The organism is Methanohalophilus euhalobius (assembly GCF_900215215.1).
Taxonomy (GTDB): Archaea; Halobacteriota; Methanosarcinia; order Methanosarcinales; family Methanosarcinaceae; genus Methanohalophilus; species Methanohalophilus euhalobius.
Map to the genome: position 1 here is coordinate 44,618 of NZ_OBDR01000003.1, position 15,503 is coordinate 60,120.

Annotated in this window: 17 protein-coding genes, 1 tRNA gene and 1 pseudogene; 14 read left to right on the plus strand and 5 right to left on the minus strand. The window is 42.1% G+C overall.

The annotated features are described in order from the left end of the window. The first annotated feature begins 46 nt into the window (after window positions 1-46). The 5 genes and pseudogenes from CP947_RS04075 (at window position 47) to CP947_RS10715 (ending at window position 4,536) form a co-directional block, all read left to right on the plus strand. A complete protein-coding gene (locus CP947_RS04075; RefSeq protein WP_172425450.1) occupies window positions 47-1,345 on the plus strand; it encodes a tryptophan--tRNA ligase in 1,299 nt (432 codons plus the stop codon). A gap of 18 nt (window positions 1,346-1,363) precedes the next feature. Beyond that, window positions 1,364-2,839, plus strand: coding sequence for a phenylalanine--tRNA ligase subunit alpha (gene pheS, locus CP947_RS04080; protein WP_096711977.1), 1,476 nt, complete (start codon window positions 1,364-1,366; stop codon window positions 2,837-2,839). A gap of 25 nt (window positions 2,840-2,864) precedes the next feature. Further along, window positions 2,865-3,527 (plus strand): annotated as a pseudogene (locus CP947_RS11110) (ISH3 family transposase); the annotation flags it as partial. Window positions 3,528-3,808: 281 nt separating this feature from the next. Next, window positions 3,809-4,258 (plus strand): hypothetical protein, encoded by a 450-nt coding sequence (locus tag CP947_RS10710; protein WP_243641522.1) that lies wholly within the window; start codon window positions 3,809-3,811, stop codon window positions 4,256-4,258. Continuing rightward, the gene (locus CP947_RS10715) at window positions 4,255-4,536 is read left to right on the plus strand and encodes a hypothetical protein (protein ID WP_243641521.1); all 282 of its coding nucleotides are present in this window, start codon (window positions 4,255-4,257) and stop codon (window positions 4,534-4,536) included. Before CP947_RS10710 ends, CP947_RS10715 begins: the two co-directional genes overlap by 4 nt. 98 nt (window positions 4,537-4,634) lie before the next feature. On the opposite strand, the gene CP947_RS04095 is transcribed toward CP947_RS10715, so the two are convergent. From CP947_RS04095 to CP947_RS04105, 3 genes are all read right to left on the minus strand, one after another. Next, window positions 4,635-5,468: a DUF362 domain-containing protein gene (locus tag CP947_RS04095; protein WP_243641520.1), complete on the minus strand. Its 834-nt coding sequence runs from the start codon at window positions 5,466-5,468 to the stop codon at window positions 4,635-4,637. Between the two features lie 11 nt (window positions 5,469-5,479). Next, complete coding sequence (locus CP947_RS04100; protein WP_096711978.1) at window positions 5,480-6,049, minus strand: DUF531 domain-containing protein; 570 nt, start codon at window positions 6,047-6,049, stop codon at window positions 5,480-5,482. 73 nt (window positions 6,050-6,122) lie between these two features. Continuing rightward, window positions 6,123-6,551, minus strand: coding sequence for a GNAT family N-acetyltransferase (locus CP947_RS04105; protein ID WP_096711979.1), 429 nt, complete (start codon window positions 6,549-6,551; stop codon window positions 6,123-6,125). Between the two features lie 150 nt (window positions 6,552-6,701). On the opposite strand from CP947_RS04105, the gene hpt reads away from it, so the two are divergent. Both hpt and dph2 read left to right on the plus strand, forming a co-directional pair. After that, window positions 6,702-7,274 (plus strand): hypoxanthine/guanine phosphoribosyltransferase, encoded by a 573-nt coding sequence (gene hpt, locus CP947_RS04110; protein ID WP_096711980.1) that lies wholly within the window; start codon window positions 6,702-6,704, stop codon window positions 7,272-7,274. After that, window positions 7,261-8,244 (plus strand): diphthamide biosynthesis enzyme Dph2, encoded by a 984-nt coding sequence (gene dph2 / locus CP947_RS04115; protein WP_172425451.1) that lies wholly within the window; start codon window positions 7,261-7,263, stop codon window positions 8,242-8,244. The genes hpt and dph2 overlap by 14 nt, the downstream gene beginning before the upstream one ends. A gap of 43 nt (window positions 8,245-8,287) precedes the next feature. Here dph2 and CP947_RS04120 read toward each other — a convergent pair whose 3' ends face one another. Further along, window positions 8,288-9,409 carry an RNA-guided endonuclease InsQ/TnpB family protein gene (locus tag CP947_RS04120; protein ID WP_096711982.1) on the minus strand — a complete coding sequence of 374 codons (1,122 nt, stop codon included), beginning with the start codon at window positions 9,407-9,409 and terminating at the stop codon, window positions 8,288-8,290. A 105-nt stretch (window positions 9,410-9,514) separates the two neighbouring features. Here CP947_RS04120 and CP947_RS04125 point away from each other — a divergent pair, with 105 nt between their 5' ends. From CP947_RS04125 to CP947_RS04155, 7 genes are all read left to right on the plus strand, one after another. After that, a complete protein-coding gene (locus tag CP947_RS04125) occupies window positions 9,515-10,120 on the plus strand; it encodes an METTL5 family protein (protein WP_096711983.1) in 606 nt (201 codons plus the stop codon). Then, window positions 10,117-10,893 (plus strand): exosome complex RNA-binding protein Csl4, encoded by a 777-nt coding sequence (locus CP947_RS04130; RefSeq protein ID WP_096711984.1) that lies wholly within the window; start codon window positions 10,117-10,119, stop codon window positions 10,891-10,893. The genes CP947_RS04125 and CP947_RS04130 overlap by 4 nt, the downstream gene beginning before the upstream one ends. 24 nt (window positions 10,894-10,917) lie before the next feature. Further along, window positions 10,918-11,193, plus strand: coding sequence for a DNA-directed RNA polymerase subunit L (locus CP947_RS04135; RefSeq protein ID WP_096711985.1), 276 nt, complete (start codon window positions 10,918-10,920; stop codon window positions 11,191-11,193). Between the two features lie 23 nt (window positions 11,194-11,216). Further along, window positions 11,217-12,374, plus strand: coding sequence for an O-phospho-L-seryl-tRNA:Cys-tRNA synthase (gene pscS, locus CP947_RS04140; protein ID WP_096711986.1), 1,158 nt, complete (start codon window positions 11,217-11,219; stop codon window positions 12,372-12,374). A 68-nt stretch (window positions 12,375-12,442) separates the two neighbouring features. Continuing rightward, window positions 12,443-12,514 (plus strand) — tRNA-Gly (locus CP947_RS04145). 283 nt (window positions 12,515-12,797) lie between these two features. Next, window positions 12,798-13,784 (plus strand): potassium channel family protein, encoded by a 987-nt coding sequence (locus tag CP947_RS04150; protein ID WP_096711987.1) that lies wholly within the window; start codon window positions 12,798-12,800, stop codon window positions 13,782-13,784. A gap of 114 nt (window positions 13,785-13,898) precedes the next feature. Then, window positions 13,899-14,525 carry a diacylglycerol/polyprenol kinase family protein gene (locus tag CP947_RS04155; protein WP_132130926.1) on the plus strand — a complete coding sequence of 209 codons (627 nt, stop codon included), beginning with the start codon at window positions 13,899-13,901 and terminating at the stop codon, window positions 14,523-14,525. Between the two features lie 2 nt (window positions 14,526-14,527). Here the strand turns inward: CP947_RS04155 and CP947_RS04160 are convergent, their stop codons facing one another. Further along, on the minus strand, window positions 14,528-15,484 hold the full coding sequence (locus tag CP947_RS04160; RefSeq protein WP_096711989.1) for a calcium/sodium antiporter: 957 nt from the start codon (window positions 15,482-15,484) through the stop codon (window positions 14,528-14,530). Window positions 15,485-15,503 lie beyond the last annotated feature (19 nt).

Below are 15,503 nucleotides of genomic sequence, written 5' to 3' on the forward strand. Positions count from 1 at the left end.
AATCATACCAATGACAAAATAAACCAGATTAATCTTGAGGATATGCATGAATGTGAAACTAGATCCCTGGGGCTCGTCAAATATCGACGACTATTCAAAATTGTTCGATGAATTTGGAATACAGCGTTTTGATGAACTTCTGTTCGGGATTGAGCAACCCAGCTCTTACATGAGAAGGAAGATTATCTTTGGCCACAGAGATTATGACATGATAACCCGGGCCATGAACGACAATGACCCGTTTGCGGTAATGAGCGGGTTCATGCCTTCCGGAAAAGTCCATCTTGGTGGAAAAATGGTCATGGACCAGATCGTCTGGCACCAGCAGATGGGCGGTGAGGCTTTTGTGGGTATTGCCGACAGGGAAGCATATTCAGTTAGGGGATATTCCTGGGAAAAATGTAAAAAAATTGGAATTGAAGAATATATCCTTAGCCTGATTGCCCTGGGATTTGAACCAGAGGGACATATTTATTTCCAGTCCCAATCCAAAAATGTAAAGGATCTGGCCTTTGAAATGGGTGTCAAGGCAAATTTCTCGGAACTCAGCGCCATATATGGTTTCAATGGACAGACCAATATAGCACATATGGTCAGTGCCCTCTCACAGAGTGCGGATATCCTCCAGCCCGAACTTGAAGAATTCGGCGGACCCAAGCCGACAGTTGTTCCTGCGGGGGCCGATCAGGACCCGCACATGAGACTCACCCGGGGACTTGCCAACAAAATGAACATGTTCCTTATCGAAAAAAGGACGGATAAGAATAACGTGCCCTTTGTCAGTGTCCGAAGCAAGACCGCACCTGTTGATGCACTTGAAGAGGTTTCAGAGGCATTGCCCTGGGATACGAAACTGTTCGAGGGGCATGTAGATATCTTTGGCGTGGACGACCTGACCAAACTTAAGGAAATCACAATGGAAGTCGAAATGAATAACGGAGGATATGGATTCCTTCCACCGGCTTCGACCTATCATCGCTTTATGTCCGGTTTGCAGGGGGGTAAGATGTCAAGCAGTGTACCTGACAGCCTGATTGCCCTTACCGATGATCCGGATGATGCCGCCCGCAAGGTTAAGAAGGCAAAGACGGGCGGGCGTATGACCCTGAAGGAACAAAAGGAACTCGGGGGACAGCCCGACGAATGTTCGGTCTATGAGTTACTCGTATTCCATCTTAGTGACGACGACGGGGAACTGGCACAAATTCATTCCGAATGTTTGGATGGCAGTCGCATGTGCGGAAGTTGCAAGGGACTGGCAGCAGAACGTATGGCAGAATTCCTCAAAGACCATCAGGAAAAAAGGGAACTGGCACGCGAGAGACTTGAAGAATACGGACTCTGATACTTAAAGGGAGATACTATGGAAAACCTCAATCTTACACTGAATGAAAAGGAAGTACTTCTCTTCCTCGAAAAAAAAGGTACTGCAAGTCCCGCAGATATAGCCGATGGAACATCCCTGAAAATAGAGAATGCTACACAGGCCTCTTTTTTGCTTGAAGAAAAGGGTCTTGCAGAAGTTAAGGATGAAGTATCGGAAAAATATCGCCTCAGTGCAGAGGGTGTGCAATATGCACAAAAGGGCCTCCCCGAGAGACAGGTGCTCAACAGGATTGACGGCCCCACTTCCATAAAGGACCTGCAGGAAATGCTTTCCCCCCAGATGGTGGGAATTGCAACCGGATGGCTCAAGAGAAAAGGCTGGGCATCTGTTGAGAAAGGGAATATCATACCCGCAGCAGATGTATGCGAAACCGATGACGAGATCGCCCTGGCAAAACTCGGTGAGACGGCAGTTCCCCTTGAAGAAACCGGAATTGACCAGAAGGTTATGAAAGACCTGGTCAAACGCAAACTGGTAGAAAAAGAAGAAACCAAAAGCCGTACTATCACAATTTCAGCCGAGGGCCAAAAAATCGCTGCATCCGGTCTAGAACTTACCGAAGATATCACCCAGCTGACCTCCCGGATGCTCAAGAGCGGGGAATGGAAAAACAAGACATTTCGCTCCTACAATATCGATAAACCGCCAAAGAAAGTTTTTGCAGCAAAGGTCCATCCCTACCAGCGCCTGATAGACCAGATGCGCCAGATATTCCTGGAAATGGGATTCACTGAAATCAAGGGAGATATTATACAGAGCTCCTTCTGGAACTTTGATGCCCTTTTCCAGCCACAGGACCATCCTGCCCGGGAAATGCAGGATACATTCCATCTGGAATCCCGTTCACAGTTGCCGGATGAATACGTGGAAACGGTATGTTCCATGCATGAAAAGGGCGGTGACATTGAATCCAGGGGATGGGGCGGCAAATGGGATAGTGATGTCGCAAAACGCAACGTATTGCGCACGCATACCACCTCGGTCAGTATCAAACACCTGGCAGATAATCCCGAACCACCGGTCAAAGCTTTCTGTATAGACAGGGCCTATCGCCGGGAAACAATTGACCCCACACATACCCCGGAATTCGAGCAGCTGGAAGGCGTGGTAATGGACAGGAACATGTCCTTTGCCAACCTGCTGGGATGCCTGAAGGAATTCTATCACAGGATGGGATTCGAGAACGTCAGGTTCAGGCCCGGGTACTTCCCCTATACCGAACCCAGTGTCGAACCCGAGGTATATATTGAGGAGCTTGGATGGGTTGAACTCGGCGGTGCCGGAATATTCAGAAAAGAGGTCACTGAACCTCTCGGCATCAAAGAACCGGTTTTGGCATGGGGTCTGGGTGTCAGCCGCCTGGCAATGCTGAGATTGGGTTTGAAGGACCTGCGTGAATTATACCAGTCCGACATTGAGTGGTTGCGCAAAAGCCCTGTCTGCAAACTCTGATTCAAAGCAGTCGGGCCAGCAGTGACTTCCTGTGAAGAGAGATAAAGCAAAAGTCAATTATCTCAGATATTTCATTGATCTTATTTAAAAAATAGATTTTAAAAATAAGTTTCTTTGCTTGGACAGAGAGTTCTATTTAGTAGATGTCTTTGAGTTTTTGCAAGATAAAGAAAATCCTCATATTACTCCAGTCGTAAGAAGAGGAAACAATATCAAGCAGATGTTTATCGGGAGAAAAGCAAGGTCTGCTGAATATGTAATGAAGAATGCTCAAAGACAAGAAGTTCAGCTGGATATTGTAATTGATGTGAAGTATCTGAAAGGTAAAAGAGGAAAATATGAATGTGAAAACCTTGGGTTTGTTGTTTATGGAGTTAAGTGGTCTCCAAGGAAGGTTAGTAACGTCTACAAAAGACGGTTTGCTATCGAATCATCTTACAGGATGAGAAATATTGTTAAACCAAGGACATCAACAAAAGATGTAACTTTCAGATATTTCTTTACAATAATATGATTCCTGCTCAGAAATGTATGGCTATATCTCCAGAAAAAGCATTTTACCAGAGTGAAACAAGGTCCTCCTACTATCAATGAGGATATGTTCAGGTTCGATAAATTCTTTCTCTTGATAGAGGATTGGCTTAGGAGAAAGTTGAGGATTCGAGTAGTAGTGGAGTGTTTGAGGTGATATAATCGATTAAATACAAAAAAAGGAAAAATTAGTGAACTACTGAATTTTTATGGCCATTTCATTTGTCTGTCCTTTGCAAGATTCATGGCATTGGCAGAAAGTATTTATTATGTGACATAGTTAGAACATAATGCAACATCATAACGATGTTAGTGGGGTTCAGCCAGTCTTGACGGAATAACTGAACCCCATGCCCGGAGGCATGATTATGTTGGCTTTGAGGATACTTAAAGTTTGGCTTATCTTGCCTCTGGAGAATGAAATTGAGGTAAGAAGAAATGAAGAATGGTAAAGGTATAAGAATAGGCTCACTTTTCATGGCGATGCTTATTTTGAGTATGGCTTTTGTTCCTGGTGTGATGGCACAAGCTGAAATGTCAGAAAAAGATGAATATGTTAATACAATAGACATTACAGATGAAGTATCATTGTCTAAAGAAGAAATTGTACAAAAATCAAAAAATATTAAAGTACTAAAAGAAACTGAATACGAAAAAATTGTATCAATCAATGCAGATGATGGGTCAGTTGCATATGCGATTTCTTGGGCAGATGACAAGAATCCTAAAAGAACTAATTTTGCATTTGTAAACAAGAGCGAGCTGAAATCTGTTAAAAAATTATCCTCGGAGCAATTCAACGATGATTTATTAGTTGCCTCCACAATCTCAGCAGCAAGATCTGAATTTGGAATGGAAGTTATGTGGAATCATATGGAGATGAATTGACAGGCGGTGTTCATATATATTTCTCCCCTCGTGATGCATCATATGTTGCGAATGTGGGTTCCGTTTGTGCAGGAGCTTTGGCATCTTCACTAGATGGAGTACTTCCATTTGCTGATATAATAGCTGCAGTGCTGGTTATTGCAATACAGACGGTATATTGGTCAGAACAAAATTCAGATGAGAGCCTGGATGTTAAAATACCTTATGCAGACGCACTTAGTTATCCCACATTAGGATTCGGTTATGTTAAAATAGGTTCTAATTGGTATAAGATTTAAATAAAGTAACTTGGCTGATTTTCAAATCAGCCTATTTAATTTTGGTGATACATATGAAGAACACTAAATTATGGGGTATTCTACTTCAATCTTTTGTATTAATTGCAATGATTTTTTTCAGTATTTTTTTGCCACGATATGAAAATGTAACTTTTCTTGCTGTTTGGATCGGTTTTTTTTGTGGAAGTCTCTTTAGATATGCTAGTTACTATCGAAAAACAGGCAAATATTATTAACCTTTTGACTTTAAAATTTTTATAATTGGTAATAAGTTTGCCTCTGGAGGGACCATCCCCCTCCATTCCCACAACCGCATCAATAAGTGATAGTTGTGGAGTTGCCACATTGTAAATATCCAGGAGAATTTCACTAAATATCAGAGGGTCAGCCATCATATGTGCTTCCTTCCTGATGCGCAGCGGAACAGCACCGAACATATTTTTCACTGCACCTGTCATCGTTGTGAGTTCATGGGTCTTGAGTTTGGGCAGGTTAATGATATAATCAGCATCCAATACGCTGTCACTCACATAGATCTCATCCAAACGCAGGGGGTTTTCAGGTTTTACTTTACTAAAACCTGCAGTCTGGAAATTTACAACTTCACCCCCACCCTCCAGAGCAGCCTGCTTTATACCGGATTTCTCGAGTGCTTGTGCGGTTGCTCCGGCAGATGTAATACCGGCACAATCCCCTACAACAGGATGAGCACCCGCTTCCTTTACAATTTCACATACGGCACGGACAAGAGAGGGATGGGTCGTAGCTGCATCTTCTGGTTCCCGGGCAGTAAGCACATTGGGTTTAATCAAGATGCGCATACCTGCTTTGATTTCATCAAAACAACCAAGCAGGTCGATTGCTTCCCTGACTGCCTGTTTGGAGGTGGAATAATCCATACAGCGAACTAATGCTACCCGGTTATGACTCATTGTAGGAATTATCAGGAAAAGTGCTTAAAAGATTTATGGGACTTGTGCTTATTACTTTTTATTCCCTCGACTATGCCCATGATATAGGCAGGGATTGCTCCCATAGCCGTACATGTTTCACAGGAAGTACCCCCACTACTTATATCAAGATGATTGGGGGCCTGTTTTATAATTGATTTTGGCAATCCTTTCCTGCCAAGTCCAACGAGGAAGAGGTAGGAATCATGATGCAATATTCCCTGTGCAGCATCCATAGCTGTCATTCGTTTTGATTCGTCTGCTCTGGAAGTGGTTGCAACAGGTTTGCCAAAATGTGCCGGAAAACCTTTTTTTGGAAGGTCCTGTACAAAAAAATGATGGTCTTCATTGAGCTGTTGCAGATAGGCGCCTGATTCCCCTATTGTTGTCTTTTCCACAACATACTTCACAAGTTCATCTTTTTCCATATCAAAAGGAAAATCAAAAAGGGCAAGGCTAAAACCAAATATCTTGCAAATCGGGGCTGCCCGTGCAATAGCCCTATAATGGGCATCAAGGACCTTTATACGATCATAAGTATTGACAATTCCAAGGGTCTGCATATTATTCTCTCCTCCACACCATCACGTGCTATATATCATTATGCTAAAATGTGCGGGTCCTGGGGTCTGCATATTATTCTCTCCTCCACACCATCACGTGCTGGCTGCAATTTTCCAGATATTCACAACATGCACAATCATCCCACAATTCTTCTCTGGAGGGAATGATTACTTCAATAAAACCTGATTTCCTGAAAAAGGATGGTGCTGTGGTTCTTGCATATACTGCATTTCCCGATGAGAAATTCAGGGCATTGGAGACCAGCAAAGCACCTATTCCCTTTTTCCTGAATGAAGGGTGTACTGCAACACTATGCACCTCCTCAACGTTATCCCTTACAAATGCTACTGTGCCCACTATCTTATCATCAACTCTTGCCAGCAGAAAATTCCCTGTATCCAGATCTTCCCCATCGAGAAAATAGGTAGATAGCAACGAGTCTATAGCTGTCCTATCATCCGCAGCTGCCTGACATATTGTAATGTCCTCTGTAAGATGCATGATCTCTGAATCCTGTCCCTGAGGAGAGGGGTTTTATATAAATAGGTGTTGCAGATACCAGCCGCCAGTTATAAATATAAATCCATTTATTCCTGCCTTCAATCTTTCTTCCATCCAGGAAGACGATTCTTCTCATTATCGGGGTGAAATATGTTAGAAATACTCAAGAAATCCCTGAAAAAAGCCCCTATTGTAAAACGAGGTAAATATTCCTATTTCATACATCCGATTACAGATGGTGTACCTGCAATAGATCCCAGACTGCTTGATGAGATCAGTGACTACATCATAGAGTACTGCGATATGAACGTCGACAGGATCCTGTCTATTGAAGCGATGGGAATTCCCCTTGCAACAGCAATATCCCTGAAAACAGGCATCCCATTTTCTATCGTGCGCAAAAGGCAATACCAATTGCCCGGTGAAATAAGGATATCCCAGAGCACAGGATATTCTAAAGGTGAACTTTATATAAACGGCGTTGAAAAAGGTGAACGTATACTGCTTGTTGATGACGTAATCAGCACAGGAGGTACCCTGCGCTTTCTGGTAAAGGCCCTGGAAGAAAAAGGAGTTACTATAAGCGATATAGTAGTTATTATAGGTAGGGGAGATGGTGTACAGCAACTTGCAGGACAAGGAATAAGGGTCAAAACACTTGTAGATATAGCTGTGAATGAGGACGGGGTTTCAATACTGGAGGACACCGGTGAAACTAATTGAGAATTTTGACATTGACCTGGAATCCATTGTTAATATGATTGTTCAGGAAAAAGCCACAAAGGTCGGCCTCCAGCTGCCTGAAGGCTTCAAACGCCAGGCAATGAAGATCGCGGGATATATAGAGGATAATACCGATGCAGAAACTCTCATTTCAGGCAACCCCTGTTATGGGGCATGTGATCTTGATATACAACTTGTCAAAGATACCGATCTTGTATTCCACTTCGGCCATTCCAGGCTTGAACCTTTTGAAAATGTAGTTTATATTGAAGCACCCTCACACCTCGATATAAGTAATGTGGTTTTTCAGGCTGCAGACAAACTTAAAGGAAAAAGGATAGGCCTCCTTACGACTGTACAGCACGTGCATAAACTGGAAGAAGTCAGGAAAATCCTTGAAAAAAAAGGATTCGAAACCATTATCGGAAAAGGAGATGGAAGGATCGTGCATCCGGGACAGGTACTTGGCTGCAATTTTTCAGCTGCATATGACATAACCTGTGAAGAATACCTGTATATTGGCGGCGGGAAGTTTCATCCGCTGGGTATAGCCCTTTCAACAGGCAAACCCATACTCTGTGCGAATCCGTTTACTTCATCCGTAGAGTACATCGACCTCAAGCAAATCATGAAACAGAGATATGCAGCAATTGCAAAAACCATGGAAGGAAAGAGGTTCTGTATACTGGTGTCCACTAAACCCGGTCAGGAAAGAATGGAACTTGCCAGGAATATAAGGGACATTGCCAGGGAAAAAGGAAAAGAGGCATCAATTGTAACAATGGATCTCATAACACCCGACCAGCTCCTGCAATTCCAGGCGGATGCATATGTCAATACTGCATGTCCCAGGATTGCAATCGACGAGGCAGGGAGATTCCCGGCCCCCATGTTAACTCCCCCTGAATTTGAGATCGTACTGGGGATACGTGAATGGGAAGAACTGGTTTTTGATGAGATAAGGGAATGATAGGTCAACTACCCCTCCCTGCCGGAAGGGGCTTGTAAGTAAATCATTGTGCTGTATCCTGTACAGTACTCATCCCTACATTCGGCTGGTTGACAGACAGCCTACTCAGGCAAGTTATACCTGCATGAGCAATGTTTCGTGCAGCGTTGAGGTCAGCATGTATTTGAAATCCACAATTGCGACAACGGTAAGAACTACCATCCCTGTTTCCCCTATAAGTATGTCCACATTTGGAACACTTCTGACTGGAATACCGGGGGTCAACAGAAATAACCCGTTTTCCAAGGGCTTCTGCCTTATAGCGAATAAACTGTTCCAGTTGATAAAAACTCCAATTGCTGAGTTTCCTGTTAAAATTCTTACCCTTTCGATTCTGGACACGAATACTTGTCAAATCTTCAAGAGCAATCACATCATAAGGCATATTGACAATTTCTTTGGCAATACAATGATTAACATCAGTCACAAACCGTCTTTCCTTTCTGCGAATCTTCTTCAAGAGACGTTTAGCAGATTTGGTGCCTTTGGACTGAAGTTCCTGCCTGAGATGTGCATATTTGGCCCTTGTGTTTTTGACCTCTTTACTGTTAAAAAAGACATTATTAGAACATACAGCAACATTAACAATCCCTCTGTCTACACCCATAACAGTATTACCAGTTGGTTCAGGAGATTCTTTTCGAAGAGTTACATGCAGATAGAACACATCGTTTGCTGTGTCATACCTAAGTGTAGAACTCCTGATTTCCCAATTGATATATTGTTTGTAGTATTCAGGGAGTGTAAAGTGGACCTTCACTCTGCCATCAGCAGATGCAATAGAAGCAAATCCATGTTCAAAAATAATACGGATAACACGTTTATTGTATCTGATTGCAGAGAAAGGTTTACTCACAGGAAGGCGCATTTTCTTAACAGCCTTGAGTGCTTCACAGGCAACATCCCTTGCACCCTGAACAAGTGCAGAAGGAAGTTGTGGATACTGTTCTCTAATGTCTTTGTAAGTAGCGTGATGGATAGAGACTTTGGAATGAGTATGATTGGCAAACCCATACTCAGCAACTATGTTGAACACATTGTTAAAACAAACAACAGTGTTTTTGAGACTTGTTTTGTCTTCCTCAGACATATCAAGTTTCAATTTAATAGTCCTATCCATACTCATATATTAACCACAATAACATAAATAGTTCACGTGATAAGTATGCAAAACAAAAGTAAGAAACATTCCTCTCCTACCTTACGGAAGGAGTCTCCTGTTTCAAAAGAGATGAAACAGCGAAAACTCGAGATGTTATTGCAAAAGGTCAGGGGGTTTGAGGATCCCGATCCTGCACTGGAACAATATGCCACACCCGCACCTCTTGCTGCTGAATTATTACATTTCGCATACATGAAGGGAGATATTGAAGGTACGGTTTTTGATATGGGATGTGGCACCGGGATACTTGCAATCGGTGCCGCATTGCTGGGAGCCACAAAGGTTGTCGGATATGATAGTGACCCGGAAGCAATAAATGTTGCAAGAGAAAATGCCGTGTTGATGGATGTTGAAGTCGAATTTGTTAATTGCCCTATAGAAAAGGTAAATGGAAAAGCGAACACTGTTGTAATGAATCCCCCGTTTGGCGCCCAATGTAAGGGAAATGACAGACCTTTCCTCTCAGCTGCCCTAAATGCAGGGAATACTATCTATTCGATTCATAACAGCGGAAGTTTTAACTTTATAAGACAATACATAAAGCCATCAGTTGTTACCGAGTGGTATACTACATCTTTCCCGCTAAAAAGAACATTTAAATTCCATAAAAAAGATGTAGAACGAATTGAGGTAGAAATATACAGAATAAACTCCTTATCACATCATAATTATTGAAACCAAGAGGGATTATTATTAGGATACGCAACAAGAAGAAGGCCACCAGAAGGAAAATTAAAAGTTCTTCAAAGAAGGACGAAAAAGAAGAAAATCAAAATCCCAAAAACAATGGCCAGCAAAAAGAAAAGAGAGAGGCCAAGGGGAAGAATCCTGAGAACCTGAAAAAGGAGAAAACTCAAAAGCACCTCAAAGAAGAAGCTGAAAAACACATTGAAGAGCAGTTTGTGCTGCCCGGTGATGTTGTTGGTACTAACGAAGAGTTTGAAGCCGGTGAAGGGACCTATACATTAAGAGGAAACATATATTCGACCAGAACAGGAAATGTTGAGGTTGACAGGAAAAAGCGTAGTGTTTCCGTGCGGGCTACATCCGAACTTCCACCTGTAATAAAGAAAGATGATATTGTAGTCGGCAATGTGGTGAATGTACGTGATTCTATGGCACTTGTACAGATAGCGGCCATAAAAGGTCATGGAGAAAGGGAAGTCAACAATCCGGGAATTGCCGCCATCCACATATCAAATATCAAGGAAGATTATGTCAAAAACATAGCCAATGAGCTTGCTCTCATGGATGTTGTTAAGGCAAAGGTGATTGATACTGATAGCATGCGCCTGAGTATTGCCGCCAGGGAACTGGGTGTTATGTCCGCAATTTGTGGCAGATGTGGTGAACCCCTGGCTATTGAAGAGGGGAAACTGAAATGTCCCGCCTGTGGCAAGACTGAAAAGCGGAAACTTTCAGCTGATTATGGAACAGGAATTATCTAACACAACAGGGACAGGAGATTTATCATGGAACTGAAGATCATTGAGAAAAAGGATGATGAGATTAAAGTGGAAATAAAGGGAGAAAGCCACACCTTGCTGAACATGCTTAAGCATTTCCTGCTTGAAGATGAACATGTGGATATCGCAAGTTACGATATGCTTCACGTAAGTATCAGTGAACCTATCTTCTATGTCAGGACTGATGGCAAAGACCCTGTGCAGGCAATCAGGGATGCAGCGGTGAAACTCACTGCAGAATGCGATGAGTTCAGTGGTGTTTTCGAAAAAGCCCTTGCATAATCTGGCAGGAGACCTGAGCCAGTATGTCACTTGATGAAGATAAACTGAAAAAATTCGGGTTTATCGAAAGGGGGCCAAAGGATGCCATTAATATCGATCCCTTGCAAACCGGAGGTATCCTGACAGAGGATGCACGCAAAGCCCTGCTTGAATGGGGAGACGGTTATTCGATCTGTGATTTCTGTGGCGGAGTCCTGGACCTCATAAAGAAGCCTCCAGTGAATGAGTTTGTTCATGAAGCCCTTCCCGAGTTCATAGGTACTGATGAGGTCAGGCTCACACATGGCGCCCGGGAATCTAAGTTTGTGGTGATGCACTCAATAGGTAAACCCGGTGATACTGTTGTACTTGACGGGCTGGCTCACTATTCCTCTTATGTTGCAGCCCAGAGGGCGGATCTGGAAATAGAGAAGGTGGAAAGCTCCGGGAATCCTGAATATTCTATTGATCCTGAAGACTACGGACAGGCTATCGAAAAGGTTGCCAGCCAGGGCAAGCCTCCTGCACTGGCTCTGTTGACCTATCCTGACGGCAATTACGGTAATCTGGCAGATGCAAAGAAAGTAGCAGATATATGCCACGAGTATGATGTACCACTGCTTCTAAACTGCGCATATTCCGTGGGCAGGATGCCTATAGATGCAAAGAAACTGGGAGCCGATTTCATAGCCGCCAGTGGGCACAAGTCAATGGCATCATCCGGCCCTATTGGCCTGCTGGGTGTACAGGAAGAATATGCAGATACCGTTTTGAGGAAATCTCCCACCCATAAGAAAAAGGAAATCGAGCTATTGGGCTGTACCTCCAGGGGTGCCGGCCTGATGACAATGATTGCCTCATTCCCCCAGGTTGTGGAGCGTACCAAACACTGGGAGGAAGAAATTGCCAATGCCCGCTGGTTCTCGGAAAAAGTAGAAAAACTCGGGCTTATCCAGGTGGGACAGAAACCCCACAATCATGACCTGATGTTCTTTGAAACCCCGCCGTTCTATGAGATCTCCAAGACCGCCAAGAAAGGCAGGTATTTCCTTTATAAGGAACTCAAAAAACGAAATATCCATGGTATCAAGGGGGGGCTCACCAAGTATTTCAAACTGAGTACCTATCAGGTTGGCAGGGACAACCTTTCCTATGTGGTTGACTCCTTTGAGGAGATCATCGACAAATACACTGAAGAATGAGGGGCAGAGGGCAATGCCTTCTCCCACGAAACCTTTATTATCTACAGAATCCATTGAATCTTGATTGAGCGGCTGTGGTTTAGTGGCTATGACCTGAGCTTCCCAAGCTTAGAACCCGGGTTCGAATCCCGGCAGCCGCATTTTATTTTAGGTGTTATAGGTAGGAGTGAAAAAATGAATCATAAAATGGTTGCATATAAATAATATAGTGCAGAAAATTATTTTGAAAAGTAATGTCATAGATAGATATGATAAATAAATTCCAAAAAACACAGGAATTAGGTTGAAAAAATTAAGTGAAAGTTGTTATCTCATAATCTTGATAAGTATATTTCTATTTCAGTAATTATTCAAATGTGGTTTTCTACAGAGCCGGTTGCAGGATAATTTTTAAATAAATGCATGTGAATTTCAAATGATAATATGGTACTCTGGCCGCTTAGGAAAATTAAGAAGTCCATCCTTGGATTAGTGAAGGGAAAAGAATACCGTGAACGGGAAGTCGCAGCTGTTTTTCTTGTAAGTGCCATAGCCCAGATTCTTATTCTCTATATGATAGACGGGAAAACCTTAAATGAGGCAATATACGGCACAGTTGCAACCCTGACGACCGTGGGATTTGGAGATGTGGCTCCCTCTTCTTCTCTTGCAAGATATCTTTATATCCCTTTTATGGTTACCGGGGTCCTGATGCTACCTACAGCAGCTGTATTGGTTTATGACATACATCGAAAGAAGGTGAGAGGATTGAGCCGATCAAAACAACAAAATCATGTGGTTGTGCTTGGAGATTCCAACGAGATTATAAAATCAATTGTAATGGAGATGGACAAGAAGTATGAAATCTGCCTTGTTTCAGAATTGTATGAAACAAATCCTTTCAAAGAAAGGGTTCACTTTGTAAAGGGAGATCCTCTGGAAAAAGAGGTGTTAAGGAAGTCGAATATCGAAACTGCCAGTCATGCTATTATTGCAACTGAAAATGACAGTACAACCATCCTCGCCACAGCAATGGTTAGGGAATTAAACCCTGATGCAAACATCATTGCAACTATCGTGTCTGAAGAAAAAGTGGAGACTATAAAAACTATAGGTGCAAATCATGTGATCAATACCGATTCTGTAACCGGCCGGTTACTTGCATCAGGTGTCCATGAACCCAATGTCGTGGATCTGATATCAGATATAACCAGCTCCCTTGAAGGTCACGATGTTATAGAAGTTAACTTCCCTGCAGAATTGCACGGAAAAACAATTGAGGATGCAGTAATGCACCTGAGAGTAAATAGAGGAATGACACTTCTTGCTTTGAACAGGAATGGGAAAAACATGGTTAACCCCCCGCTTGAAAACATCATTGAAAAAGGGGATAAAATGGTTGTTCTGGCCAATTCAGGTAAGACTAACTAAGTCTTACCTGTCGGCTATTATGTAAATTGATATTTCGATTAATATTAAATTTCCATCAGCTTCAATATTATCTATTGGATTTAATATATACAATCAATGTTTGGAGAAGAAAACTTGAATCATGATCTAAAGGGTGACCTGGAACGCAAAGCCATACATGTACTCTCAGGTCTTCTGTATATCCCACTTATATACATTTCAGGTGATTTTGCACTTGAAATTTTAATACTGCTTACATTGTTATATGTTTTTGCAATACTAGTAGTTTTAATTCTTCGCAAAATGCATTACCAACCCGTTTGTGAAATGACAGAACGTTGGAGTCGTCGACATGAGAATTACATTCCTTTAAAACCAACACTTTTATTGCACATTGGTATTAGCATATCGCTGTTACTTTTTCCAACCTCTATCCTCTATGCTTCAATCGCGATAACTGCCCTGGGAGATGGGATTGCAACGATTTCTGGAAAAATGATCGGTAAGAATAAACTGCCCTATTCCAAAAGGAAATCATTTGAAGGAACAATTGTAGGAGCATTAGCTGCTTTTTCAGGAGCAGTATTTTTTGTTTCATCTCTGCAGGCACTTGTAGCAAGTACAGGAAGTATGCTGCTGGAAAGCATAATCGGGAGAGACATGAAGACTAATTCTTCTATGAGGCAAGTACTCAACCTTTTGAAAAATGACAATCTTATACTACCTATCTTTTCAGGTTATTTGATGATGTTAGTAGGATGAATTTAACCCCTTTGTATAATAAAAAGGACGTACCCTATATACATCGTCACAAAGATTATTGCTTCCCATCTTTCTAAGCTGTGTTTTTTTCCTGTAAACATGAATAAAAAACACAAAAACGTTGCTATGGCCAGGATACTTAGATCTGTGTTGACACCTGTGGGCACCATCAAAGGAGAAATCGTTGAAGAAATTCCCATTACAAGGAAGATGTTGAAAATATTCGAACCTATTATATTTCCCATGGATATGTCCATTTCCTTTTTAATAGCAGCAGAAACCGAAGTTACCAATTCTGGTAATGACGTCCCTGCTGCTATTATTGTTGAAGATATAAGAAAATCACTAATCCCCATATCTCTTGCAATAGAAACTGCACCATCCACAGTCATTCTTCCACCTATGATCAATGAAGTCAATCCACCTATAAGCATGAGTGAAATATTCATCCCCGAATATTTTTCGACTTTGTTGGAAGGACTGACTTTATTGTTTTTTATGGATTCAAATATGTAATACACGAAAATTAAAAAGAAAAAAAGCAATATGAGTCCATCCACTCTAGTAAGGACATTTATTGAATCATCAGCTAAAGCAATTTTGTTTGATAAGACCACCAAAACAAGGACAGCAAGCATTGAGAGAGGAATTTCTTTCCAAACAGTTGAACTTTGTACAGATAAAGGCGCTATTACCCCCGCAAGACCTAATATTAGAAGAGTATTGATAAGGTTACTCCCTATAATATTTCCAAATGCCATTCCGCTGTTTTCCTGAAAGGAAGCCATAATGTTTACAATAAGTTCTGGTGCAGATGTTCCGAATGCGACAACTGTAAGACCGATTACCAATGAAGATATACCAAGCCGTTTGGCAAGGGCAGACGCCCCTTCAACAAACCAGTTACCTCCCATATATAGAAAGACGATTCCAAGAATAATAAGCAGGTAACTTATCATGGTTCTTCTCCAATGTCAG

Bases quoted from the DNA above. Each gene is read 5' to 3' on its own strand.
- CP947_RS04075 (WP_172425450.1), top strand. From the start codon at position 47: ATGAATGTGAAACTAGATCCCTGGGGCTCGTCAAATATCGACGACTAT.
- pheS (WP_096711977.1), top strand. From the start codon at position 1,364: ATGGAAAACCTCAATCTTACACTGAATGAAAAGGAAGTACTTCTCTTC.
- CP947_RS10710 (WP_243641522.1), top strand. From the start codon at position 3,809: ATGAAGAATGGTAAAGGTATAAGAATAGGCTCACTTTTCATGGCGATG.
- CP947_RS04095 (WP_243641520.1), bottom strand. From the start codon at position 5,468: ATGAGTCATAACCGGGTAGCATTAGTTCGCTGTATGGATTATTCCACC.
- CP947_RS04100 (WP_096711978.1), bottom strand. From the start codon at position 6,049: ATGCAGACCCTTGGAATTGTCAATACTTATGATCGTATAAAGGTCCTT.
- CP947_RS04105 (WP_096711979.1), bottom strand. From the start codon at position 6,551: ATGCATCTTACAGAGGACATTACAATATGTCAGGCAGCTGCGGATGAT.
- hpt (WP_096711980.1), top strand. From the start codon at position 6,702: ATGTTAGAAATACTCAAGAAATCCCTGAAAAAAGCCCCTATTGTAAAA.
- CP947_RS04120 (WP_096711982.1), bottom strand. From the start codon at position 9,409: ATGAGTATGGATAGGACTATTAAATTGAAACTTGATATGTCTGAGGAA.
- CP947_RS04125 (WP_096711983.1), top strand. From the start codon at position 9,515: ATGAAACAGCGAAAACTCGAGATGTTATTGCAAAAGGTCAGGGGGTTT.
- CP947_RS04135 (WP_096711985.1), top strand. From the start codon at position 10,918: ATGGAACTGAAGATCATTGAGAAAAAGGATGATGAGATTAAAGTGGAA.
- pscS (WP_096711986.1), top strand. From the start codon at position 11,217: ATGTCACTTGATGAAGATAAACTGAAAAAATTCGGGTTTATCGAAAGG.
- CP947_RS04150 (WP_096711987.1), top strand. From the start codon at position 12,798: ATGGTACTCTGGCCGCTTAGGAAAATTAAGAAGTCCATCCTTGGATTA.
- CP947_RS04160 (WP_096711989.1), bottom strand. From the start codon at position 15,484: ATGATAAGTTACCTGCTTATTATTCTTGGAATCGTCTTTCTATATATG.